The sequence below is a fragment of the Kitasatospora sp. NPDC057692 genome (assembly GCF_042799475.1).
GTDB lineage: Bacteria > Actinomycetota > Actinomycetes > Streptomycetales > Streptomycetaceae > Kitasatospora.
The window spans coordinates 165,510-188,224 of record NZ_JBHVIV010000006.1 but is presented as its reverse complement, the minus strand read 5'-3'; the positions used below and the strand labels follow the sequence as shown (position 1 = coordinate 188,224).

Genomic DNA, 22,715 nt, shown 5'->3' with positions numbered 1-22,715 from the left:
TCGACCCTAAGGCGTGTCCGTCCGCCGCGGTCACCTGCCGCCGGAGGCCAGCTCCCGGGAGCGGTCCCGGGCCGCCTCCAGGGCGCCCAGCAGGGCCGCCCGCACCCCGTGGTTCTCCAGCTCGCGGATGGCCGCGATGGTGGTGCCGGCCGGCGAGGTGACCGCCTCGCGCAGCTTCACCGGGTGCTCGCCGGAGTCCCGCAGCATCACCGAGGCGCCGATCGCCGACTGCACGATGAGGTCGTGCGCCACCTGCCGGGGCAGGCCGAGCAGGATGCCCGCGTCGGTCATCGCCTCGACCAGGAAGTAGAAGTACGCCGGGCCGGAGCCGGACAGCGCGGTCGCCGCGTCCTGCTGGGACTCGGGCAGCCGCAGCGCCTTGCCGACCGAGCGGAAGATCTCCTCCGCCCGCTCCAGGTGCGCCTCGGTGGCGTGCGAGCCGCCGGAGATGACGCTCATGCCCTCGTCGACCAGGACGGGCGTGTTCGGCATCACCCGGACCACCGGGGTGCCGGCCGCCAGCCGGGCCTCGAACCAGGCGGTGGGGATGCCGGCCGCCGCCGAGATCACCAGCCGGTCCGGGTCGACGTGCGGCGCCAGTTCGTCCAGCAGGGTGCCCATGTCCTGCGGCTTCACCGCGAGGATCAGGGTGTCCGCGAGCTTGGCGGCCTCGGTGTTGCCCACCACGCCGACCCCGTACCGGTCGGCCAGTTCGGCGGCCCGCTCCGGACGGCGGGCGGTCACCAGGACGTCCCCCGGGTCCTTGCCGGCCCGCAGCAGACCGGAGAGCAGGGCCTCCCCGATCTTGCCCGTGCCGAGGAAGGCGATCTTCTGTCCGTGCGCCGCGCTGCTGGTCATGGCCGCTCCTTGCCTCCGGTGCCGCGTTCCGGTACCGCGGCCATCCTCGCACCGCGCGCCCGCCGCCGGCGGCGGCGTCCACCCTGCGGGCAGCCGCCCGGCCTCCGTCGCCGGGGCGGTCCGGGGAGGGGCCGTCCTCGGACTCCCGCCCGTCGGGCGGACGACGGGGGTCCGAAGGCGGCCCCTAGGGCGAAAACCCGGGTTCTCCCCTATGGCCCGGGAGTGGGCGCGGGCGCACCGTGGAGTCATGGCACACGGAGAGATGTCCCGACGTGAGAACCGGCAGGTCGCCGTCGCCGCGGCGACCCTGGGGCCGTGGCGCACCGCCGCGGGAGTCGGTGCGGTGGTGGGGGCGACGGACCTGGCGATCGAACTGATCGACGGGGACTGGTCGTCGAGCATGCTGGCCGGTCCGGCCGGCTGGGGCCTGTTCTTCTTCTTCCTGGTCGGCGCGGTCGGCGGCCGGCTGCGCCGGGAGTCCGGCGACCGGCGGCTGCACCGCTGGGCGAACGAGCACCCCTGGCAGGCGGCGCTGCCGGCGGCCGGCGGGATGCTGGTGGTGAACACCCTGGTGCAGCTGTTCATCGGGGACGAGGGCCTGTTCGGCGCTCTCCTGCTGTCGCTGCTGCCGGCCGCCATGGTGCTGACCGTCGCGGGGGTGGTCGGGTCGGTGAAGCGGGCCCGGGAGAAGGGCTGACCGGTGGCCGGGACGGGGACGAACCGGACCGATCGCCGCACACCGCCGGCGGGTTCACCGACCGGTGTGGCCCCGATCGAACTCCTGTCACCCCCCGTCGGCATACTGGCGCGATGCCGATCGCCGAAGATCCAGAACCGCGCCCGTCCGAGGGCCGGGAACCGGACGGGAACGCCCCGTCCGGACCGGACGGGAAGGACCCGTTCGCCGACCTCGTCCTCGACGAGGAGTTCGTCCGGGGCGCCTCCGTCAAGGAGCAGACGGGCCGCACCCGGATGCTCGCCGCGCAGTGGAGGCACACCCCGCCGGTCGACCCGGGCGGCCGCCGCTCGGTGAACGACGGGCCGGCGCCGAGGAAGCGGTTCGCCCGCAAGGGCCGGCCGGTCGACGCGTGGGGCAACCCGCGCCCGCGGCGCTCCCTGGAGTGGCGCACGCCGCTGTTCGTGGTGCTGGCCGTCGCCCTGGTGCTCGCCGCGCTGAACATCGACGGCCTGCGGTCCTGGTACGAGAAGCGCTCCGGCGACACGGCGAGCACGGCGCCCGTCCCGACGGTCGCCCCGGCGACGGCCCGGCCGACCGCTCCACCGCCCCCGGTCGACCCCGAGCAGCCGACCGTCGACCACCCGTGGGCCGGGTCGCCCGCCGAAGGGTGGCCCACCGGCGTCGCGGCGTTCGAGACCAAGGAGCCGCCGGCGGCCACCGGGGTGTTCACCGCCCAGCAGGTGGCCGACCAGGTCAGGCTGGTCAAGGAGTACCTGGCCGCGGCCCATCTGGACCCGAAGGTCCTGGCCGGCGCCCGCCCGGAGGCGGCCCTGGCGATGCTTGAGTCCGAGGTCCGGCAGGAGGCCGAGAAGGCGCTCGCCAAGCCCTCCGCCGAGTCCGACCCCACCAACTGGTTCAGCCGTTTCGACGCGCGCGACGCGGTCCCGGTCGGCGACACCTACCGGCTCCAGGGGTGGATCAGCGTGGAGGGGGACGGCCAGCGGGGTGTGCTGGTGCACACCGACTTCACCTACGTGTACCCGCTCCGGCCCGGCCCGGACGCGGCCAAGCGCGCCACGGCGCCCAAGCCCTCCCGGCCGCCGCGGCCGTCGGACGCCCCGGCGCCGACCGGACCGGGGGCCGGCGCGGCCAGGCCGGTGGGCCTGCTCACCCCGGTGGAGGACGTGGCCGGGGACACCTGGACGACGCGGACCCTGGTGCGCCGCACGGACACGTTCCGCTTCTACGACCCGGCGAAGTTCGACGTCGAGCCCGGCAAGCTCTACTTCGCGCGCTACCAGGTCGACGCCGCCAACAGCGAGTGCGACGTCCACGACGGCTACTACCACCCGCAGTTCGACCAGTTCGCGGCCGCCCAGGCACCGGACCCGAACCAGTCCGGGCCGACCGAGGACCCGTACGACCTCACCCGGACCCCGAACCCGAACGACGCCTGCGGCACGGCCAGCCGGAACTGAGGCTCAGCGCCCGCGCTTGGCCCGGCCCGGCGTCCTGGCGCCGGGCCGCCCGCTGCGGTTGGCCTGCCGGCGCTCGTGCCGATCGAGCTCGCGCTCGTAGCGGGCGCGCCGGACGGCCTCGCCCGGGGCCTCGCGCAGGCTGCGGACGAAGTAGGCGAGCAGGGCGCCGACCCCGCCGATGATCCAGACCACGCCGAGCGACTTCTCCTCGGCCATCCAGCCGGTCAGGCTCTCCTTGCCCTCGGTGAGCAGCTTCCAGGTGCGCAGCGCGGCGAGCAGCGAGCAGATCGCGACGGCGGCGACCAGCAGCCCGTTGAGGAACCCGCCGTTGTCGGCCACCCGGATGCCGTCGACGGCGAAGCGCAGCACGAGGGCGGCGGCCGCGGCACAGAGCAGGGCGCCGACGGGGACGAGGACGCGGCGGAGCCGGTAGTCGCCGCCGCGCTCCACCCAGCTGGTGCCGAACCAGCGGATCGGCTCCGGCTCGGGGGCGCCGGCGGGCTGGGCGGTGGGGCTGGGTTCCTGGGTCACGGTTCCGATTATCCCCGGCGGGCGGGAACAGCGGAGGAGCCGTCCCGGTGGCCGGGACGGCTCCTCGTCGTGCTGCCGTGGTCGGGCGGGGTCAGCCGAGCTTGCCGACGTCCCGGACGGCGCCCTTGTCGGCGGAGGTGGCCATCGCGGCGTACGCCCGCAGCGCCTGGCTGACCTGGCGCTCGCGGTTCTTCGGCCGGTAGCCGCCGGCGGCCTCCAGCGCGCGGCGGCGCTCGTCCAGGACCTCGGCGGGCACCTCCAGCGAGATCCGCCGGCCCGGGATGTCGATGGCGATGGTGTCGCCGTCCTCGACCAGGGCGATGGTGCCGCCGGACGCGGCCTCCGGGGAGGCGTGGCCGATGGACAGGCCCGAGGTGCCGCCGGAGAAGCGGCCGTCGGTGACCAGCGCGCAGGCCTTGCCGAGTCCGCGGCCCTTGAGGAAGGAGGTCGGGTAGAGCATCTCCTGCATGCCGGGGCCGCCCTTGGGTCCCTCGTAGCGGATGACGACGACGTCGCCCTCCTTGACCCGCTTGGCGAGGATCGCCTCGACCGCGTCCTCCTGGGACTCGACCACGACGGCCGGGCCGCTGAACGTCCAGATCGACTCGTCGACGCCGGCGGTCTTCACGATGCAGCCGTCCTCGGCGAGGTTGCCGTACAGCACGGCGAGGCCGCCCTCGACGGAGTAGGCGTGCTCGACGCTGCGGATGCAGCCCCCGGCGGCGTCGGTGTCCAGCGACTCCCAGCGCTCGGACTGCGAGAAGGCCTCGGCGGAGCGGACGCAGCCGGGGGCGGCGTGCCACAGCTCGACGGCCTCGGCGGACGGCGAGCCGCCGCGGACGTCCCAGGTCTTCAGCCACTCGGAGAGCGAGTCGGCGTGCACGGTGTGCACGTCCTCGTTGAGCAGGCCGCCGCGGTACAGCTCGCCGAGGATGGCGGGGATGCCGCCGGCCCGGTGCACGTCCTCCATGTAGTACGAGCCGTTGGGCGCGACCTTGGAGAGGCAGGGGACCTTGCGGGAGACCGCGTCGATGGCCCGCATGTCGAAGTCCAGCTCGGCCTCCTGGGCGGCGGCGAGCAGGTGGAGGATGGTGTTGGTCGAGCCGCCCATGGCGATGTCGAGGGCCATGGCGTTCTCGAAGGCCGCGCGGGTGGCGATCGCCCGGGGCAGCACCGAGGGGTCGTCCTGGCCGTAGTGGCGGTTGGTGATCTCGACGACGGTGCGGCCGGCGGCCTCGTAGAGGGCGCGGCGGGCGGTGTGGGTGGCGAGGACGGAGCCGTTGCCGGGCAGCGAGAGGCCGATCGCCTCGGTGAGGCAGTTCATCGAGTTGGCGGTGAACATGCCCGAGCAGGAGCCGCAGGTCGGGCAGGCGTTCTCCTCGATGATCGCGATGTCCTCGTCGGAGACGTTCTCGTTGACCGCCTGGGAGATCGCGTCGACCAGGTCGAGCTTGCGCACGGTGCCGTCGACCAGGGTCGCCTTGCCGGCCTCCATCGGGCCGCCGGAGACGAAGACCGTCGGGATGTTCAGGCGCAGTGCGGCCATCAGCATGCCGGGGGTGATCTTGTCGCAGTTGGAGATGCAGATCAGCGCGTCCGCGCAGTGCGCGTTGACCATGTACTCGACCGAGTCGGCGATCAGGTCGCGCGAGGGCAGCGAGTAGAGCATGCCGCCGTGGCCCATCGCGATGCCGTCGTCGACGGCGATGGTGTTGAACTCGCGCGGGATGCCGCCCGCCTCCTTGATCGCCTCGGAGACGATCCGGCCGACCGGCTGGAGGTGGGTGTGGCCGGGGACGAACTCGGTGAAGGAGTTGGCGACCGCGATGATCGGCTTGCCGAAGTCCTCGCGGGCTACGCCGGCCGCCCGGAGAAGCGCCCGGGCGCCTGCCATGTTGCGACCGTGGGTGACCGTACGGGACCTCAGCTCGGGCACTGTGCTCCACTCCTTCGGAGGCTGGCTGGCGGCCCCGGTCGTTCGGAGGGTGCGGGGCCGCTGTGTCCGTCGAGCCTACGCCCGCCGTCCGGGCGGCGGACGCCGCGTCCGCGATGCGGTCAGCCGGGGACCACCGCGAGGGTGAGGTCCAGCAGGTACGGCACGGTGACCAGGCCGTCCGGGAACTCGGCCCGCAGCGCCTCGCGCTCGCCCTCCAGCAGCACGCGGCGGCGGTCCTCGTCGAGGACGGCGACGTAGGAGCGCGAGGAGAGGTCGGTGATCAGGTCGTCGACGGTGGTCCGGCGCTCCCAGCGGAGCACCGTGACGGCGGACTCCAGACCGAGGCGGCGCCACTGCTCGGCCGCCGACTCCAGCTCGTCGAACTGGCGGACGGCCCCGGGCAGCAGCGCGCGTTCCCGGGCGCCGGCGGCCCGGACCCAGGGCACGTCCGGGTCCATCACGTTCCACCACGCGGCGAGCGCTCCGCCGGGGCGCAGCACCCGGACCGCCTCGGGGACGGAGCGCTCGGGGACGGTCCAGTGGAAGGCCTGGGCGTAGGTGACGAAGTCCGCCGAGCTGTCGTGGAACGGCAGGTCGTCACCGCTGCCCCGGACCAGCGCCAGCCCCGGACCGCTCGCCAGGAACTGGGCCGCCATGCCCGCGCTCGGCTCCACCGCGACCACGTCCGCGCCCCGGGCCGCCAGCAGCCGGGTCGAGATACCGGTGCCCGCGCCCACGTCCAGCACCCGCGCGCCCCGCAGACCGCGGCCGGACAGCCGCTCCAGCTCGTCGAACAGCTCCTGCGGGTACGACGGCCGCGCCCGGTCGTACTCCGCCGCCACCCCGCCGAACGACTCCGCGAGCTTGCGGAACTCCTGCACGTCCGTCATGTCCCCTCCCCGGAACGACTGTTCGGTTCACACGTCAGCGTACGCGCGGTCAGGCCGGGGTGACGGCCACGGTGAGGTGCAGCACGTACGGCTCGATCACCCAGCCGTCCGGGAACTCCGCCAGCAGCGCCTCCCGCTCCACGGCCAGCAGCGGCTCGCGCCGCTCCGGGGTGAGCGCGGCGAGGTAGGAGCGCGAGGAGAGGTCGGTGATCAGGTGGTCGACGGTGATCCGGCGCTCCCAGTGGAGCACCGCGGTCCCGATCCGCAGCCCGTACGGGACGAGGTGGGAGGCGAACTCGTGGACGGCGCCGTAGCCGTGGTAGGTCTCGGGCAGGGCGGCGGCGAGCCGCTCCCCCATCGCCCGCACCCAGGCGACGCCGCTGTCCTTCACGTTCCACCACGCGGCGAGGGCTCCGCCGGGGCGCAGGACCCGGACCGCCTCGGGGATCGAGCGCTCGGGGACGGTCCAGTGGAAGGCCTGGGCGTAGGTGACGAAGTCCGCCGAGCTGTCGTGGAACGGCAGGTCGTCACCGCTGCCCCGGACCAGCGCCAGACCGGGGCCGCTCGCCAGGAACTGGGCCGCCATGCCCGCGCTCGGCTCCACCGCGACCACGTCGGCGCCCCGGGCCGCCAGCAGCCGGGTCGAGATACCGGTGCCCGCGCCCACGTCCAGCACCCGCGCGCCCCGCAGACCGCGGCCGGACAGCCGCTCCAGCTCGTCGAACAGCTCCTGCGGGTACGACGGCCGCGCCCGGTCGTACTCCGCCGCCACCCCGCCGAACGACTCCGCGAGCCCGCGGAAGTCGCTGCCGGGAACGGCTCCGGTTCCGCCCTGTTCCGCCATGTCTCCCCCTGAGTAAGGCAGTTCGTATGCTGTCAGCGTACGCGCGCGGGGGTGGCCAGGTGCAAGCGGGTGAAGGCCAGCGCCTCGGCGAGATCGGCTTCGCGTTCGGCGGGCGAAGCGGCCCGGCGGGTGTTGACCTCCAGCACCACGTGGCCGTCGAACCCGGTCCTGGCGAGGTGCTCCAGCAACTCGGCGCAGGGCTGCTTGCCCCGGCCCGGGATGAGGTGCTCGTCCTTGCCGGAGCCGGAGCCGTCCGCCAGGTGGACGTGGGCGAGCCGGTCCCCCATCCGGTCGACCATCTCGAAGGCGTCCACCCGCGAGGTGGCGACGTGCGAGAGGTCGATGGTGAAGTGCCGGTACTCCTCGTCGGTGACGTCCCAGCCCGGCGCGTACGCCAGCATCTCGCGGTCCTTGTAGCGCCACGGGTACATGTTCTCGACGGCGAAGCGCACATCGGTCTCCCCCGCCATCCGGTGGACGCCCTCGACGAACTCGCGGGCGTACTGGCGCTGCCAGCGGAACGGCGGGTGGACGACGACCGCGCTCGCGCCGAGCTTCTCGGCCGCCGCCCGGGCGCGGACCAGCTTGGTCCACGGGTCGGTGGTCCACACCCGCTGGGTGATCAGCAGGCACGGCGCGTGCACGGCGAGGATCGGCATGCCGTGGGCGTCGGAGAGGCGGCGCAGCGCTTCGATGTCCTGGCTGACCGGGTCGTTCCAGACCATCACCTCGACGCCGTCGTAGCCGAGCCTGGCGGCCAGCTCGAAGGCGACCGCGGTGTTGGCCGGGTAGACCGAGGCGGTGGACAGGACGACCTTGGTGTCCGGGATGTGCAGGGTCGGGTGGGCGGGCAGCACCAGGCGGTCGGTGGTGCGCAGCAGCGGGGGGCGGGCGGCGGCCTGGCGGGCGGCCTTGACGGACTTCACGGACTGGACGGCGGCCTTGGCGGCGCCGGCCGCCCGGGCGGTGCGGGTGCCGCGGGCGGGCTGGGCGGCGGGGGCCCTGGTCTTGGCGGGGGCGGCCTTGCCGGGGGCGGGGGCGGGGGCCTTGGCGGGCGGCTTGGCCGCGGTCCGGCCGGACGTGGTGGCCGCGGTCCGGTCGGGGGCGTCGGCCGTGGCCCTGCCCGCCGTCTTGGCGGCGGTCGCGGTGGACGCCTTGGTGGACGCCTTGGTCGCCGCCCGGGTAGCGGCCTTGCGGGCCGCCTTCTCGGCGACGCCGCCGGCGGCGTCGCGGGCGGCCTTGCCGAGCTTGCGGGGGCGGGCGGACCGGGGGGCGGACCGCTCGGTCTGCCCAGCCGTCTTCCGGGCCCGGTCCGGGGTCCCGGTGGCGGGGGGCTCCTCCGCGGGCGGTCCTTCCGCGGAGGGTTCCTCCGCGGGCGGTCCTTCGGCAGGCGGACCGGCGGCCGTGTCGCGGGCGGCACGGCGCGGGGTGTCGTGCCGCGGCTGCCCGTCCTCGGGAGCGCGGCCCTCCCGCGTTCCGTCCTCGTCCGCTGGTTGCGCCACGGGAGACAGCGTAAGCGGACCGCGCCCGGAACGGGGAGCGGGTCGGTGCCCGCCCGGCGTCCCGGGCGCCCCCCGTCAGGGGGTGAGGGCGGGCCGGCGGCGGTCGGCGGCACTGTCCATGGCGTCCAGGCGGCGCAGGATGATCCCCTCGCGCAGCGCCCAGGGACAGACGTCCAGCTCGTCCAGGCCGAACAGGTCCATCGCGGCGTCGGCGACCAGCGCGCCGGCCAGCAGCTGCTTGGCCCGGCCCTCGGAGACGCCGGGGATCTGCGCCCGTTCGGCGACCGTCATCGCGGAGAGCCGGGGCAGCCAGGCGGCGAGGTTGTTGCGGGTGAGCCGGCGGTCCGCGTACGGACCGGCGTCGGCCGGGGCGGCTCCGGTCATCCGGGCCAGCTGCTTGAAGGTCTTGGAGGTGGCGACGGCGTGGTCCGGGGCCCCGAGGCGGGAGATCTCGCCGACGACGGTGGCGATCTCGGCGCGGATGTGCCGCCTGAGGCCGCGCAGCTGCTCGGGGTCGGCGACGTCGCCGGGCAGCCAGCGGGCGGTGAGCCGGCCGGCGCCGAGCGGCAGCGAGCAGGCCGCGTCGGGCTGCTCGTCCAGACCGCAGGCGATCTCCAGCGAGCCGCCGCCGATGTCGAGGTTGAGCAGTCGGCCGGAGGACCAGCCGAACCAGCGGCGGACCGCCAGGAAGGTCAGCCGGGCCTCGTCCTGACCGGAGAGCACCCGCAGCTCGACGCCGGTCTCCTCGGCGACCCGCTGCAGCACCGCCTCGCCGTTGGCGGCCTCGCGCACGGCGGAGGTCGCGAAGGGCAATATGTCGACCACGCCCTTGTCCTCGGCCACCCGCAGCGAGGAGGCGACCATGCCGATCAGCCGCTCGACGCCGGTCTCACTGATCGCACCCTGCTCGTCGAGGAGTTCGGCGAGCCGCAGCTCGGCCTTGTGGGAGTAGGCGGGCAGGGGGGCGGCGCCCGGATGGGCGTCCACCACGAGGAAGTGGACCGTGTTGGAACCTACGTCGAGCACACCGAGTCGCATAACTCTCCACGCTACGCGATCCGGCGCCGGAGGAGACCGGTCGTGCGGGGTGTTCGTGCTGGTCCGGGCCGTGATCGCGGCTCCGGCGGGCATCGGGCGGCGGGTTCGACACGGGCGTTCGAACGGTATTCGGACGGTGTTGTTCCGGCGTTCACCCGGGAGGTGGAGGGTCGGTGCGGCGGACTCCGGATCGAGCCCGCGCAGGCCCGGCAGCCAGTCGGCGAACAGGTCGGGGGAGTCGACGAAGGCGCTGAGCGAGGCGTCGCAGCGGCGGGCCGTCGCGGCGTCCGCCGTCGGCAGGTCGGCGCGCGCGGCGTCCGCCGGGGCGAGCCGGCGGACGCCGTCCGGACCGAACCGTGCCGCCGGCCGCCCACCGCGCGGTGAACTCACCGTAAACCCCGTGGCCACGGACGGTTCGCCGCCCCGCGAAGGCTCTACCCTTGCCGAGTGGCAGCAGCAGACACGTCCAAGCACAGCAGCAGCACCTCCAAGGGGAAGAAGGCCAAGCCGACGGCCGTCGGCCCGACCGCCGTCGACCTCGCGATGCCGGTGCTCCGCTCCGAGCTCCGTCCCGAGGTCCCGCTCGACTTCCCGCGCGCCTGGGTCGAGTTCACCGACCCGGACGACGCGGAGCAGGTCTTCCGCTGCGACCTGACCTGGCTGACCTCCCGCTGGTCGTGCATCTTCGGCCAGGGCTGCCAGGGCATCCGCGAGGGCCGGGGCGAGTCCGACGGCTGCTGCACGCTGGGCGCGCACTACTCGGACGAGGACGACGAGAAGCGCGTCACCGGCCACGCGGCCCGGCTGACCCCGGAGCTGTGGGAGAACCACCCGCACGGCACCGACGCCAAGGGCCGGATCAGGACCGACGGCGGCATCACCATGTTCGACGAGGACGGCGACCGCCAGACCCGGCGGGTCAACGGCGCCTGCATCTTCGTGAACAGCCCCGGCTTCGCCGGCGGAGCGGGCTGCGCCCTGCACGCGCTCGCCCTCAAGGAGGGCCGCGAGCCGCTGGAGACCAAGCCGGACGTCTGCTGGCAGCTGCCGGTGCGCCGCACCTACGACTGGATCGACCGCCCGGACGACACCCGCTACCTCCAGGTCACCATCGGCGAGTACGACCGGCGCGGCTGGGGCCCGGGCGGGCACGGCCTGCACTGGTGGTGCACCGGCAGCCCGGACGCCCACCAGGGCGCCGACCCGGTCTACGTCAGCTACCGCCCGGAGCTGACCGAGCTGATGGGCCGGGCCGCCTACCGGGTGCTCGCGGGGCTGTGCGAGGAGCGGATCGCCACCAAGGGCGACCGGAAGGTGGCCCCGCACCCGGCCGACCCGGCGAAGAAGCCCAAGGCGGCGAAGGACAAGTAGGCCAAGGATCAGGAGCCGAAGGACCAGCTGGCCTGAGAACGGGCAGCGGCGAGGGGGCCGGGCGGAACCGCCCCGCCCCCTCCCCGGCTCACTTGTCGATGTCGCCGACGACGAAGAACATCGAGCCCAGGATCGCCACCATGTCGGCGACCAGCGTCCCCGGCAGCAGCTCGGTGAGCGCCTGGATGTTGTTGAACGACGCCGAGCGCAGCTTGAGCCGCCACGGCGTCTTGTCGCCGCGCGACACCAGGTAGTAGCCGTTGACGCCGAGCGGGTTCTCCGTCCAGGCGTAGGTGCTGCCCTCGGGAGCCTTGAGCACCTTGGGCAGCCGCAGGTTGACCGGCCCGGGGGCGAGCCCGGCCAGCTTGTCCAGGCAGGCGTCGGCGAGGTCCAGCGCGTTGACCGTCTGCTCCAGCAGGCACTCGAAGCGGGCCAGGCAGTCGCCCTCCTCCCGGGTGACCACGGTCAGCACCTGCCGCAGCTCCTCGGAGCCGTACGCGAGGTAGGGCTCGTCGCGGCGCAGGTCGAAGTCCAGGCCGCTGGCCCGCGCGATCGGGCCGCTGACCCCGTACGCCTCGGCCTGCGCCCGGGTGAGGACGCCGACCCCGGCGGTGCGGGCACGGAAGATCTCGTTGCCCAGCACCAGCTCCTCGAAGACCGGCAGCTGGGAGCGGACGACGCCGACGGCGGCGCGGACCCGGCCGAGCCAGCCGGCCGGCAGGTCCTCCTTCAGGCCGCCGACCCGGTTGAACATGTAGTGCATCCGGCCGCCGGAGGCCTCCTCCAGCACGTGCTGGAGGTCCTCGCGGCCGGAGAAGGCGTGGAAGATCGGGGTGATCCCGCCCAGCTCCAGGGGGTAGGAGCCGAGGAACATCAGGTGGTTGAGGACGCGGTTCAGCTCGGCGAGCAGGGTGCGGATCCACACCGCCCGCTCGGGCACCTCCATGCCCAGCATCCGCTCGACGCCGAGCACCACGCCCAGCTCGTTGGAGAAGGCCGAGAGCCAGTCGTGCCGGTTGGCCAGCATGATGATCTGCCGGTAGTCCCGGGCCTCGAAGAGCTTCTCGGCACCCCGGTGCATGTAGCCGATCACCGGCTCGGCGCTGACGATGCGCTCGCCGTCCAGCACCAGCCGCAGTCGCAGCACGCCGTGGGTGGCCGGGTGCTGCGGGCCGATGTTGAGCACCATGTCGGTGGCGCCCGCCTCGCCCGTGAAGTTCTCGGCTCCCGCCCCGATGCCGACCGTGGTCTCCCTCATGGGGTGAGAGTCTGCCATCCCGGCAGCGCCTCCAGGCTCGCCGGTACCGGCATCCGGACGGCCTGCGCGAGCCAGCCGAACGCTCCGAGGCCGCCCGGGTCGGTGAGCTCCGCGCCCTCGCCGGCGCCGCCGAGGGCCCGCAGGTAGCCGGCCGGGTCGGAGGAGGCGAGGGCGAGCGAGGGCCGGGCGCCGCTGACGCCGAGCGCCCGCAGCGCCTCCCGCTGGGTCGTCCACAGGCTGTGGAGACCGGGGACGGCGACGGCGTCCAGCGCGACGTGCGCGGTGACGTCGCAGGAGCCGTCGGGCACCGGGGCCACCTCGCGGCCGGCCAGGAAGCCGGTCCGGGTGGGGAACGGCGGGCGGCGGTCGGCGGTGTGCCCGTAGTCGACGGCGACGGCCAGGCCGCGGTCCAGGCCGTCCACCGCCTCCGCCCAGGCGGCGTCCCTGGGGGTGCCGAACTCGGCGAAGTCCCCGGGGCGTTCGGCCGGCCACCAGCGGGCGGCCCAGGCCGCGTCGGCGGCCTCCACCGGCCCGCCGAGCCGCTCCTCGCCGGTCGCGGTGTCCACCTCCAGGTAGCGCAGCCGCCCGTCCTCGCCGACCTCGCCGGTGTCCAGCGGCACGTTGTCCAGCCACTCGTTGGCGAACAGCAGCCCGGTGGCGCCGCGCGGCACCCGGTCCGTCCACACCACCGCCTCCCACCGCGGCGCTGTCCACAGCCCTGTGGACAGCGCCGCGGGCGGCCGCGGCGGGCGGTCGGCGAGCTCCACCGCGTACACCCGCAGCCGCTCCCCCACCGCCTCCGGCAGCTCCGCCAGCACCCCGGCGACCAGCTCGCCCCGCCCGGCCCCGACGTCGACGAAGGCCAGTTCCTCCGGACGGCCGAGCGCCGCGTCCACCTCCAGCAGCAGCCGGGCCACCGCCCGGGCGAACAGCGCGGAGGCGTGCACCGAGGTCCGGAAGTGCCCGGCCGGGCCCTCCGGCCTGCGGTAGAAGCCGCCGTCGGGTCCGTAGAGGGCGCGCTCGGTCGCGGGCGCCCACCGCATCCAGGTCATGGGGCGGGACGCTACACACCCGGCCCGTACCCGCCCAATCCGTACGGCATCGGTACTCCGTCCTCTCCGACCTAGGGAGTAGGCCGGATCGCCCTCCCGGCGGACCTTGGGACACGCCGCGGCTGCCTACGCTTGACCTGTGCATCGACTCAACGCCTGGCTCCGCCGTCACCCCATGGTGGTCGACTCCGCTTGGGCGGCGTTGGTGCTCCTGCTCGGCCTCCTGCCGGAGGAGGGCAGCGGCAACGACGGCTGGCGCGCCGCGGTCCAGGTCGTCGTCGCCGTCGTCCTGCCGCTGCTGATGGTGTTCCGGCGCCGGTTCCCCGACCTGACGGTGGCCGCCGCGATCGCGGTCGGGCTCACCCAGGTGGCGCTCGACGTCACCCCGGCGATCTCCAGCATCGCCTATCTGGTCTTCGCCTACACGGGTGCCGCGTTCGGCCGGCCCTGGACGTCCCGGGCGGCCCTGGCCGGCGGACTGCTGGCCGGCCCGCTGGTGTTCTGGCAGATCCACCCGGAGAAGGCCACCCGGCTGCCCGACGGCGACATCAGCTACGTCGCGTACTCCATTCCCGAGTCGCTGTTCTACGCCGGGATGATGACCACCCCGTTCATCCTCTGCTGGGCCTGGGGGCGGCTCACCCGGGTCCGCCGGGCCTACCTGGTGGAGCTGGAGGACCGCGCGTCCCGGCTGGAGCGCGAGCGCGACGCCCAGGCCAAGGTGGCGGTCGCCGCCGAGCGGGCGCGGATCGCCCGCGAGCTGCACGACGTGGTCGCGCACAACGTCTCGGTGATGATCGTCCAGGCGGACGGCGCCGCCTACGTCCTGGACAACTCCCCCCAGCAGGCCAAGGAGGCGCTGGGCACCATCGCCTCCACCGGCCGGCAGGCGCTGGTCGAGATGCGCCGGCTGCTCGGCGTGCTGCGCACCGCCGACACCAAGGGCGAGGAGTACGTGCCGCAGCCGGGTGTCGAGGAGCTGCCCGATCTGCTCGACCAGGTCCGCACGGCCGGCCTCCCGGTGGACTTCGCCACCTCGGGCGATCCGCGCGAACTGCCGCGCGGCGTCGAGCTGACCGTCTACCGGATCGTCCAGGAGGCGCTGACCAACGTCCGCAAGCACGGCGGCCCCGATGTGCACGCCCGGGTCTCGGTCGACTTCGGCGAGCGCGAGCTGGCCGTCCTGGTCGAGGACGACGGCCGCGGCAGCACCGACGAGCAGCTGGCCGCCGGCGGTACCGACGGCCAGGGGCACGGGCTGATCGGCATGCGCGAGCGGGTCGGCATGGTCAGCGGAAGCCTCGACGTCGGGCCGCGCCCCGGCGGCGGTTTCCGGATCCGCGCCGTGCTGCCGCTCAAGGCGGCCCACTGACCCCGGGCCCCGGGCGCCCACCGACCCCCCGCCGTTCCCCCCGAGGACCTAGGAGCCACCCTTGACCATCCGCGTGATGCTGGTCGACGACCAGGAGTTGCTGCGCACCGGATTCCGGATGATCCTGCAGTCGCAGGGCGACATCGAGATCGCCGCCGAGGCCGGGGACGGCGCCCAGGCCCTGGAGAAGCTCCGGCACACCGCGGTGGACGTGATCCTGATGGACGTCCGGATGCCCCGGCTGGACGGCGTGCAGGCGACCCGGCGGATCTGTCTCGCCGAGGACGGCAGCCCGCTGCCGGACGCCCCGCACGTGCTCATCCTGACCACCTTCGACCTCGACGAGTACGCCTTCGCCGCGCTCAAGGCCGGTGCCAGCGGCTTCCTGCTCAAGGACGTGCCGCCGACCGAGCTGGTGGCCGCGATCCGCGCCGTGCACGGCGGGGACGCGGTGGTCGCGCCGACCACCACCCGCCGCATGATCGACCGGTTCGCCGAGGTGCTGCCCACCCCGCAGAGCGGCCCCGGCCGCACGGACACCCTCGGCCCGCTCACCGAGCGCGAGCGCGAGGTGTTCCTGCTGGTCGCGCAGGGCCTGTCGAACGGCGAGATCGCGGCCCGGCTGGTGCTCTCCGAGGCCACCGTGAAGACCCACGTCGGCCGGATCCTGGCCAAGCTGAACCTGCGCGACCGCGTCCAGGCGGTGGTGCTGGCCTACGAGGCGGGCCTGATCCGGGCCGGCGCCGCGGACTGAGCCCGCCCGGGCCCCCGGGCCCGCTCGGTCCCGTTCCCGACCCCCCGTAGAATGGGCCGGTACGTCCGGTACCCGTCGAGTGGACCGGAACGGGACCCCTGGACAAAGGTGGGTGCGTGAGTCTGTCCGACTACGGCGATCTGTCCCCACTCGACGATCCGGCCGACCCCGGCAACCGCCCCGCCCGCCTCGCCGTGGGCGTGGTCGGCACCGGCCGGGTCGGCCCGGCGCTCGGCGCCGCCCTGCAGCTCGCCGGCCACAAGGTGGTCGCCGCCTCCGGGGTGTCCGCCGCCTCCCGCCGCCGCGCCGAGGCGCTGCTGCCGGGCGTGCGGGTGGTCACCCCGCCGCAGGTGCTGGCCGCCGCCGACCTCGTCCTGCTCACCGTCCCCGACGACGCGCTGGCCGACCTGGTGGCCGGCCTGGCCGCCACCGGGGCCGTCCGCCCCGGCCAGCTGCTGGTGCACACCTCCGGCGCGCACGGCGTGGCCGTGCTGGAGCCTGCCGTCCGGGCCGGCGCGCTGCCGCTCGCGCTGCACCCCGCGATGACCTTCACCGGCACCTCCGTCGACCTGGCCCGACTGGCCGGCTGCCCGTTCGGGGTGACCGCCCCGGAGGAGCTGCGCCCGGTCGCCGAGGCGCTGGTGGTGGAGATGGGCGGCGAGCCCGAGTGGGTGCCCGAGGACGTCCGCCCGCGGTACCACACCGCCCTGGCGCACGGCGCCAACCACCTGGTCACGCTGGTCGCGCAGGCGATGGAGCTGCTGCGCTCGGCCGGCGTCGCCGAGCCCGGCCGGATGCTCGGCCCTCTGCTCGGCGCCGCGCTCGACAACTCGCTGCGCTCCGGCGACGCGGCCCTCACCGGCCCGGTCGCCCGGGGCGACGCCGGCACCGTGCGGCGCCACCTGGCGCAGCTCAGTACGGTGTCCCCGGACATCCCGGCCGCCTACCGGGCGATGGCCCGCGCCACCGCCCAGCGGGCCCTGGCCCACGGGACGATCGACGAAGCGTCGGCGGCGGCGCTGCTGGACGTACTGAACGAGGAGAAGCAGTAATGGCACGCGGCAAGCAGCCGGGCAAGGCCCAGCGCGCCCCGAAGGTCCACCGGGCCGTGGTCACGCGCACCGTCGACGACTTCGAGGCGGCGTTCTGGCCGGACGAGCAGCCCGTGGACAACGCGGTCGTGATGACGATGGGCGCCCTGCACGAGGGCCACGCCGCGCTGATCCGCGCCGCCCGCAAGCAGGTCGGCCGGGACGGCCGGGTCGCCGTCACGGTCTTCGTCAACCCGCTGCAGTTCGGCGCCGGCGAGGACCTGGAGCGCTACCCCCGCGCCCTGGACGAGGACGTCCGGCTCGCCGAGGCCAACGGCGCCGACGTGGTCTTCGCGCCGTCCGTCGACGAGGTCTACCCGAACGGCGAGCCGCAGGTGCGGCTGGCCGCCGGCCCGATGGGCGCGCGCTACGAGGGCGCCACCCGGCCCGGCCACTTCGACGGCGTGCTGACCGTGGTCGCCAAGCTGCTGCACATCACCGACCCGGACTTCGCCTTCTTCGGCGAGAAGGACGCCCAGCAGCTGGCGATCGTCCGCCGGATGGTGGCCGACCTCGACTTCGACGTCGAGGTCGTCGGTGTGCCGACCACCCGCGAGGAGGACGGCCTGGCGCTCTCCTCCCGCAACCGCTACCTCTCGGCGGAGGAGCGCACCCGCGCGCTCGCCCTGTCCGAGGCGCTGTTCGCCGGCCGGGACGCGGCCGCGCGGGGCCCGAAGGCCGTGCGCGAGGCCGCCGGGGCCGTGCTCGACGCCGCCGAGGGCGTCGACCTCGACTACCTCGCCCTGATCGATCCGCACGACTTCACCGAGGCGCCGGACGACTTCCAGGGCGAGGCCGTGCTGGCCGTGGCCGCGAAGGTGGGCGCCACCCGCCTGATCGACAACGTCCACGTCATCTGCCGCTAGGCGGATGAGCGACCGGCACAGAACCGTCCGGTAGCCAACGACCGTTACGTCCGCTCGGCAGTTCCCCCTAGGCATGCACTCACAGGAGGCGTGACCCGCAATGCTCCGCACCATGCTCAAGTCCAAGATCCACCGGGCCACCGTGACCCAGGCCGACCTGCACTACGTCGGCTCGGTCACGGTGGACGAGGACCTGCTCGACGCCGCCGACCTGCTCCCCGGCGAGCTGGTCCACATCGTCGACATCAACAACGGCGCCCGGCTGGAGACGTACACCATCGCCGGCCCGCGCGGCTCCGGCGTCATCGGCATCAACGGCGCCGCCGCCCGCCTGGTCCACCCCGGCGACCTCGTCATCCTGATCGCCTACGGGCAGATGGACACCGCCGAGGCCAAGGGCTACCTCCCCAAGGTCGTCTTCGTCGACGGGCAGAACCGGATCACCGGCACCGGCGGGGACCCGGCCGAGGCCGGGGAGGGCACCGGACTGCTGCGCGGGGACGCGGCGTACCGTGGCGGCAGCGGCGCCGTCGACGCCGCCGCGCGCTAAGGAGCCATCACGCCATGTCCGCCGTCACGCACCGCCTCACCGCCCCCGCGCCGGGCTGGACCACCGACACCGACGTCGTCGTGGTCGGCTCCGGCGTGGCCGGACTCACCGTCGCGCTCAACGCCCGCAAGGCCGGCCTGAGGGTCCTGGTGGTCACCAAGGCGATGCTGGACGAGGGCTCCACCCGCTGGGCCCAGGGCGGCATCGCGGCCGCCCTGGGCGAGGGGGACACCCCCGAGCAGCACCTGGCCGACACCCTGGTGGCCGGCGCCGGGGTGTGCGACGAGGACGCCGTCCGCACCCTGGTCACCGAGGGCCCGGACGCGGTCCGCCGGCTGATCGCGGTCGGCGCCGCCTTCGACCGGGGCACCGACGGCGCGATCCTGCTCACCCGCGAGGGCGGCCACCACCGCAACCGGATCGCGCACGCCGGCGGCGACGCCACCGGCGCCGAGATATCCCGTGCCCTGGTCGAGGCCGTACGGCAGGACCCCGAGGTGGAGCTCATCGAGCACGCCCTCGTCCTCGACCTGCTCACCGACGCCGACGGGCACGCGGCCGGGCTGACCCTGCACGTGATGGGCGAGGGGCAGCGGGACGGCGTCGGCGCCGTCCTGGCCCGCGCGGTGGTGCTCGCCACCGGCGGCATGGGCCAGGTCTTCTCGGCCACCACCAACCCGACGGTCTCCACCGGTGACGGCGTGGCGCTCGCGCTGCGGGCCGGCGCCGAGGTCACCGACCTGGAGTTCGTCCAGTTCCACCCCACCGTGCTCTGGCTCGGCCCGGACGCCCACGGCCAGCAGCCGCTGATCTCCGAGGCGGTCCGCGGCGAGGGCGCCCACCTGGTCGACGCGGACGGCGTGCGGTTCATGGTCGGCCGGCACGAGCTGGCCGAGCTGGCCCCGCGCGACATCGTCGCCAAGGAGATCACCCGCCGGATGCAGCTCCAGGGCACCCGGCACATGTACCTCGACGGGCGGCACTTCGGCGCCGCCATGTGGGAGCGGCGGTTCCCGACGATCCTGGCGTCCTGCCGCTCGCACGGCATCGACCCGGTCACCGAGCCGATCCCGATCGCCCCGGCCGCGCACTACGCCTCCGGCGGGGTGCGCACCGACCGCCGCGGCCGCACCTCCGTCCCCGGCCTCTACGCCTGCGGCGAGGTCGCCTGCACCGGTGTGCACGGGGCCAACCGGCTGGCCTCCAACTCACTGCTGGAGGGCCTGGTCTTCGCCGAGCGGATCGCCGCCGACCTGGCCGCCCGGCACGCGGCCGGCGAACTGCCCGCGCGCGCCGTCGACGCGGCGGCCGCCCGCGCCGCCCACCCGGTACCGCTGCCCGCGCCCGAGGCGCGGGCCGAGATCCAGCGACTGATGTCGCGCGGTGCGGGCGTCCTGCGCTCGGCCGCGTCGATGGCCGCCACGGCGCAGGGACTGGCGCTGCTCGCCGAGCAGGCCCGCACCGACGCCGCCGAGCAGAAGCCGGCCGACCCCCGGGTGGAGACCTGGGAGGCCGCCAACCTGCTGCTGGTCGCCGACGCGCTGGTCACCGCCGCCGCGCAGCGCGAGGAGACCCGCGGCTGCCACTGGCGCGAGGACTTCCCGGAGCGGGACGACGCGCACGGGCTGCGCCACCTGATCACCACCCTCACCGCCTCCGGCGGCACCGTCAGCACCCCCGAGGAGCAGTAGCACCATGACCGACGCGACCGATCTGACCCACCTGCACGAGCACGAGCACGAGGAGCTCCCGCTGGCCGGCGGCTGCGGCGACGGCTGCGCCTGCGGGGACGGCGAGGGCTACGAGACCGGCCTGGACCCGCAGCTCGCCGAGCTGCTGGAGGAGGCCGGACTGGACCCGATCGAGGTCGAGGACATCGCCACCCTGGCGCTGGCCGAGGACCTGGCCGGCGGCGAGGACGTCACCTCGGTGGCGACCGTGCCGGCCGACGCCGTCGCCACCGCCGACTTCACCGCCCGCCAGGCCGGCGTGGTGGCGGGCCTGCGGATCGCCGAGGCGGTCGTCTCGCTGGTCTGCGAGGAGGAGTTCGAGGTCGAGCGGCACGTCCAGGACGGCGACCGGGTCGAGGCCGGCCAGGTGCTGCTCTCGGTCCGCTCCCGCACCCGGGACCTGCTGACCGCGGAGCGCAGCGCGCTGAACCTGCTCTGCCACCTGTCCGGCATCGCCACCGCCACCCGGGCCTGGGCGGACGCCCTGGAGGGCACCGGCGCGGTGGTCCGCGACACCCGCAAGACCACCCCGGGCCTGCGCGCGCTGGAGAAGTTCGCGGTCCGCTGCGGCGGCGGCGCCAACCACCGGATGGCGCTGTCGGACGCGGCCCTGGTCAAGGACAACCACGTGGTCGCGGCCGGCGGCGTGGCCGAGGCGTTCCGGGCCGTGCGGGCCGCCTACCCGGACCTGCCGGTCGAGGTCGAGGTCGACACCCTGGAGCAGATCGCGCCGGTCCTGGAGGCCGGGGCGGACCTGATCCTGCTGGACAACTTCACCGTCCCGCAGCTGGTCGAGGCGGTCGCCCTGGTGGCCGGCCGGGCCAGGCTGGAGGCGTCCGGCGGACTCACTCTGGCCACCGCGCGCGAGGTCGCCCAGACTGGTGTCGACTACCTGGCGGTGGGCGCGCTGACCCACTCCTCGCCGATCCTGGACATCGGCCTGGACCTGCGCGCCTGACCACCCGTCCGTCCGCACGCCCCGCTCCGCCCGTCCGCTGGCCCTCGACGAAGAAAGCACCCCATGCTGCTCACCATCGACGTCGGCAACACCCAGACCACCCTCGGCCTGTTCGGCGGTGAGGAGGTCGTCGAGACCTGGCGGATCTCCACCGATCCGCGCCGCACGGCGGACGAACTGGCGGTGCTGCTGCACGGCCTGATGGGCTCGCAGGGATCGCGCACGGCGATCGCCGACGCGAAGGTCGAGGGCCTGGCGATCTGCTCCTCCGTCCCCTCCGTGCTCCACGAGTTCCGCGAGGTGACGCGCCGCTACTACGGCGACGTCCCCGCGGTGATCGTGGAGCCGGGGGTGAAGACGGGGGTGCACGTCCTGATGGACAACCCCAAGGAGGTCGGCGCCGACCGCATCGTCAACGCGCTGGCCGCCAATCACCTCTACGGCGGCCCGTGCATCGTGGTCGACTTCGGCACCGCCACCACCTTCGACGCGGTCAACGCCCGCGGCGACTACGTCGGCGGCGCGATCGCCCCCGGCATCGAGATCTCCGTCGAGGCGCTCGGCAACCGCGGCGCCCTGCTGCGCAAGATCGAACTGACCCGCCCGCGCAACGTGATCGGCAAGAACACCGTCGAGGGCATGCAGTCCGGCATCCTCTACGGCTTCGCCGGCCAGGTCGACGGCCTGGTCGACCGGATGGCCCGCGAACTCTCCAAGGACCCCGACGACGTCCAGGTGATCGCCACCGGCGGCCTGGCCCCGCTCGTCCTCGGCGAGGCCGGCTCGATCGACGTCCACGAGCCCTGGCTGACCCTGATCGGCCTGCGCCTGGTCTACGAGCGCAACCGCCCGAGCTGACACCCGGGAGGTGTGACGCACATCACACCTCCACGAACGAGGACAATCACCCACGGTCCCCCCATCGCGACCACGGGTGATCATCTCCCGTGCTCCGGCCGTGCTAGCGTCGAAAGACGGGGCCCCGTCACCCACCGCTCCCCGTCGAGGAGCGGCTGGCACTGAGGGGGGAAACACATGCACGGAACCATCACGGCCGTCGACGACGCCCTGGACGACCTGCGCGTCTCGGCGTCCCGGATCGACAGCCTGAGCGGCCGCCAGGAAGAGGTGCTCCACCTCCTGGTCCTGGACCTCTCCAACCAGGAGGTCGCCGACCGCCTCGGCATCACCGAACGCACCGTCAAGGCCCACGTGGCGGCCCTGATGGACCGCCTCGGCGTCGACTCGCGGCTGCGCCTCGCCATGGTCGCGCTCTACCACCGCATCGCCAACTGTCCTTGCGGACAATGGTCGTGACCCGAACCGCCGCCTAAATTCATAACCGCCGGGCGTTCTCTCGCACATCCCGGCAGCTCTTGGGGGGGAGCATTGTGCGCTCCTCTCCTTCGCGGTCCCGCCGGTGCGCAACCGGCGGGCAGTCCGAAGGAATCTCCGATGAACCTCAAGCGAATCACCGGCGCCGGCGCGGCACTGTTCGCCGCCGTCGGCCTGGGCGTGGCGGTCGCCCCGCAGGCCTCCGCCCTCGACGGGGACTGCCACACCTACAGCGCCTGCCTGTACTACAACTCCAGCTCGCACGGCTACGGCGCCTACTTCGAGCAGCAGGGCAACATCCCGAACTACGGCACGCTCTACCGCTTCAACCCCGGGGCCTACGGCTCCGGCGGCGCCGGCGTGTACGTCAAGAACCACGCCGCCTACGTGGACAACTGGAACCCCTACTCCTCCTTCACCGTGTACGAGTTCAGCGCGGGCGGCGGCAGCGGACGGGTCGACTGGGTCGCCGCGTACGACGAGAAGAACCTGACGGTCACGCACGACAACAACGCGGCCGGCAAGTTCACCGGCTGATCAGCACCGGGCGGCGGGGCCCCCCGACCAACCGGGGGGGGGCGCCCCGGGGCGGGGCGCGGTCCCCCGCGCCCCGCACCCCCAG

Annotated in this window: 22 protein-coding genes; 13 read left to right on the top strand and 9 right to left on the bottom strand. The window is 74.3% G+C overall.

Going from position 1 to position 22,715, the window contains the following annotated elements; translation table 11 throughout:
- Nucleotides 1-30: 30 nt before the first annotated feature.
- Complete coding sequence (gene proC / locus ACFVFS_RS06115) at nucleotides 31-858, bottom strand: pyrroline-5-carboxylate reductase (RefSeq protein ID WP_376086317.1); 828 nt, start codon at nucleotides 856-858, stop codon at nucleotides 31-33.
- Between the two features lie 247 nt (nucleotides 859-1,105).
- Here proC and ACFVFS_RS06110 point away from each other — a divergent pair, with 247 nt between their 5' ends.
- Together ACFVFS_RS06110 and ACFVFS_RS06105 are read left to right on the top strand one after the other, a co-directional pair.
- Nucleotides 1,106-1,555, top strand: coding sequence for a hypothetical protein (locus ACFVFS_RS06110; RefSeq protein WP_380620650.1), 450 nt, complete (start codon nucleotides 1,106-1,108; stop codon nucleotides 1,553-1,555).
- 113 nt (nucleotides 1,556-1,668) lie between these two features.
- Nucleotides 1,669-3,015 carry a hypothetical protein gene (locus tag ACFVFS_RS06105; RefSeq protein WP_380620648.1) on the top strand — a complete coding sequence of 449 codons (1,347 nt, stop codon included), beginning with the start codon at nucleotides 1,669-1,671 and terminating at the stop codon, nucleotides 3,013-3,015.
- Nucleotides 3,016-3,018: 3 nt separating this feature from the next.
- On the opposite strand, the gene ACFVFS_RS06100 is transcribed toward ACFVFS_RS06105, so the two are convergent.
- From ACFVFS_RS06100 to ACFVFS_RS06075, 6 genes are all read right to left on the bottom strand, one after another.
- Nucleotides 3,019-3,546, bottom strand: coding sequence for a hypothetical protein (locus tag ACFVFS_RS06100; RefSeq protein ID WP_380620647.1), 528 nt, complete (start codon nucleotides 3,544-3,546; stop codon nucleotides 3,019-3,021).
- 91 nt (nucleotides 3,547-3,637) lie between these two features.
- Complete coding sequence (gene ilvD, locus ACFVFS_RS06095) at nucleotides 3,638-5,482, bottom strand: dihydroxy-acid dehydratase (protein WP_380620645.1); 1,845 nt, start codon at nucleotides 5,480-5,482, stop codon at nucleotides 3,638-3,640.
- Between the two features lie 119 nt (nucleotides 5,483-5,601).
- Nucleotides 5,602-6,372, bottom strand: a complete 771-nt coding sequence (locus ACFVFS_RS06090; protein ID WP_380620644.1) for a class I SAM-dependent methyltransferase — start codon at nucleotides 6,370-6,372, stop codon at nucleotides 5,602-5,604.
- Between the two features lie 49 nt (nucleotides 6,373-6,421).
- Entirely contained in the window at nucleotides 6,422-7,216 is a 795-nt protein-coding gene (locus ACFVFS_RS06085) for a class I SAM-dependent methyltransferase (RefSeq protein ID WP_380620643.1), read from the bottom strand.
- Nucleotides 7,217-7,248: 32 nt separating this feature from the next.
- Nucleotides 7,249-8,076, bottom strand: coding sequence for a sugar phosphate isomerase/epimerase family protein (locus tag ACFVFS_RS06080; RefSeq protein WP_380620675.1), 828 nt, complete (start codon nucleotides 8,074-8,076; stop codon nucleotides 7,249-7,251).
- Nucleotides 8,077-8,793: 717 nt separating this feature from the next.
- On the bottom strand, nucleotides 8,794-9,756 hold the full coding sequence (locus ACFVFS_RS06075) for a Ppx/GppA family phosphatase (protein ID WP_380620673.1): 963 nt from the start codon (nucleotides 9,754-9,756) through the stop codon (nucleotides 8,794-8,796).
- Nucleotides 9,757-10,203: 447 nt separating this feature from the next.
- Between ACFVFS_RS06075 and ACFVFS_RS06070 the strand changes: the two genes are divergently transcribed.
- Nucleotides 10,204-11,127, top strand: coding sequence for a hypothetical protein (locus ACFVFS_RS06070; protein WP_380620642.1), 924 nt, complete (start codon nucleotides 10,204-10,206; stop codon nucleotides 11,125-11,127).
- Nucleotides 11,128-11,215: 88 nt separating this feature from the next.
- On the opposite strand, the gene ACFVFS_RS06065 is transcribed toward ACFVFS_RS06070, so the two are convergent.
- Nucleotides 11,216-12,385: an NADH-quinone oxidoreductase subunit D gene (locus ACFVFS_RS06065; RefSeq protein ID WP_380620641.1), complete on the bottom strand. Its 1,170-nt coding sequence runs from the start codon at nucleotides 12,383-12,385 to the stop codon at nucleotides 11,216-11,218.
- Nucleotides 12,382-13,437: an SAM-dependent methyltransferase gene (locus tag ACFVFS_RS06060; RefSeq protein WP_380620639.1), complete on the bottom strand. Its 1,056-nt coding sequence runs from the start codon at nucleotides 13,435-13,437 to the stop codon at nucleotides 12,382-12,384. Before ACFVFS_RS06060 ends, ACFVFS_RS06065 begins: the two co-directional genes overlap by 4 nt.
- 175 nt (nucleotides 13,438-13,612) lie before the next feature.
- On the opposite strand from ACFVFS_RS06060, the gene ACFVFS_RS06055 reads away from it, so the two are divergent.
- From ACFVFS_RS06055 to ACFVFS_RS06010, 10 genes are all read left to right on the top strand, one after another.
- Complete coding sequence (locus ACFVFS_RS06055; RefSeq protein WP_380620671.1) at nucleotides 13,613-14,809, top strand: sensor histidine kinase; 1,197 nt, start codon at nucleotides 13,613-13,615, stop codon at nucleotides 14,807-14,809.
- Nucleotides 14,810-14,870: 61 nt separating this feature from the next.
- Nucleotides 14,871-15,563, top strand: coding sequence for a response regulator (locus tag ACFVFS_RS06050; RefSeq protein WP_380620637.1), 693 nt, complete (start codon nucleotides 14,871-14,873; stop codon nucleotides 15,561-15,563).
- Nucleotides 15,564-15,679: 116 nt separating this feature from the next.
- Nucleotides 15,680-16,615: a Rossmann-like and DUF2520 domain-containing protein gene (locus ACFVFS_RS06045; RefSeq protein ID WP_380620635.1), complete on the top strand. Its 936-nt coding sequence runs from the start codon at nucleotides 15,680-15,682 to the stop codon at nucleotides 16,613-16,615.
- Nucleotides 16,615-17,520, top strand: coding sequence for a pantoate--beta-alanine ligase (gene panC, locus ACFVFS_RS06040; protein ID WP_380620633.1), 906 nt, complete (start codon nucleotides 16,615-16,617; stop codon nucleotides 17,518-17,520). The genes ACFVFS_RS06045 and panC overlap by 1 nt, the downstream gene beginning before the upstream one ends.
- Before the next feature lie 100 nt (nucleotides 17,521-17,620).
- Nucleotides 17,621-18,070 carry an aspartate 1-decarboxylase gene (panD, locus tag ACFVFS_RS06035; protein ID WP_380620631.1) on the top strand — a complete coding sequence of 150 codons (450 nt, stop codon included), beginning with the start codon at nucleotides 17,621-17,623 and terminating at the stop codon, nucleotides 18,068-18,070.
- Nucleotides 18,071-18,084: 14 nt separating this feature from the next.
- Nucleotides 18,085-19,761, top strand: coding sequence for an L-aspartate oxidase (locus tag ACFVFS_RS06030; protein ID WP_380620629.1), 1,677 nt, complete (start codon nucleotides 18,085-18,087; stop codon nucleotides 19,759-19,761).
- Between the two features lie 4 nt (nucleotides 19,762-19,765).
- On the top strand, nucleotides 19,766-20,758 hold the full coding sequence (nadC, locus tag ACFVFS_RS06025; protein ID WP_376086345.1) for a carboxylating nicotinate-nucleotide diphosphorylase: 993 nt from the start codon (nucleotides 19,766-19,768) through the stop codon (nucleotides 20,756-20,758).
- A gap of 63 nt (nucleotides 20,759-20,821) precedes the next feature.
- Nucleotides 20,822-21,616, top strand: coding sequence for a type III pantothenate kinase (locus ACFVFS_RS06020; RefSeq protein WP_350564455.1), 795 nt, complete (start codon nucleotides 20,822-20,824; stop codon nucleotides 21,614-21,616).
- Between the two features lie 177 nt (nucleotides 21,617-21,793).
- Nucleotides 21,794-22,075, top strand: a complete 282-nt coding sequence (locus ACFVFS_RS06015; protein WP_380620627.1) for a LuxR C-terminal-related transcriptional regulator — start codon at nucleotides 21,794-21,796, stop codon at nucleotides 22,073-22,075.
- 138 nt (nucleotides 22,076-22,213) lie between these two features.
- A complete protein-coding gene (locus ACFVFS_RS06010; protein ID WP_380620625.1) occupies nucleotides 22,214-22,630 on the top strand; it encodes a hypothetical protein in 417 nt (138 codons plus the stop codon).
- Nucleotides 22,631-22,715 lie beyond the last annotated feature (85 nt).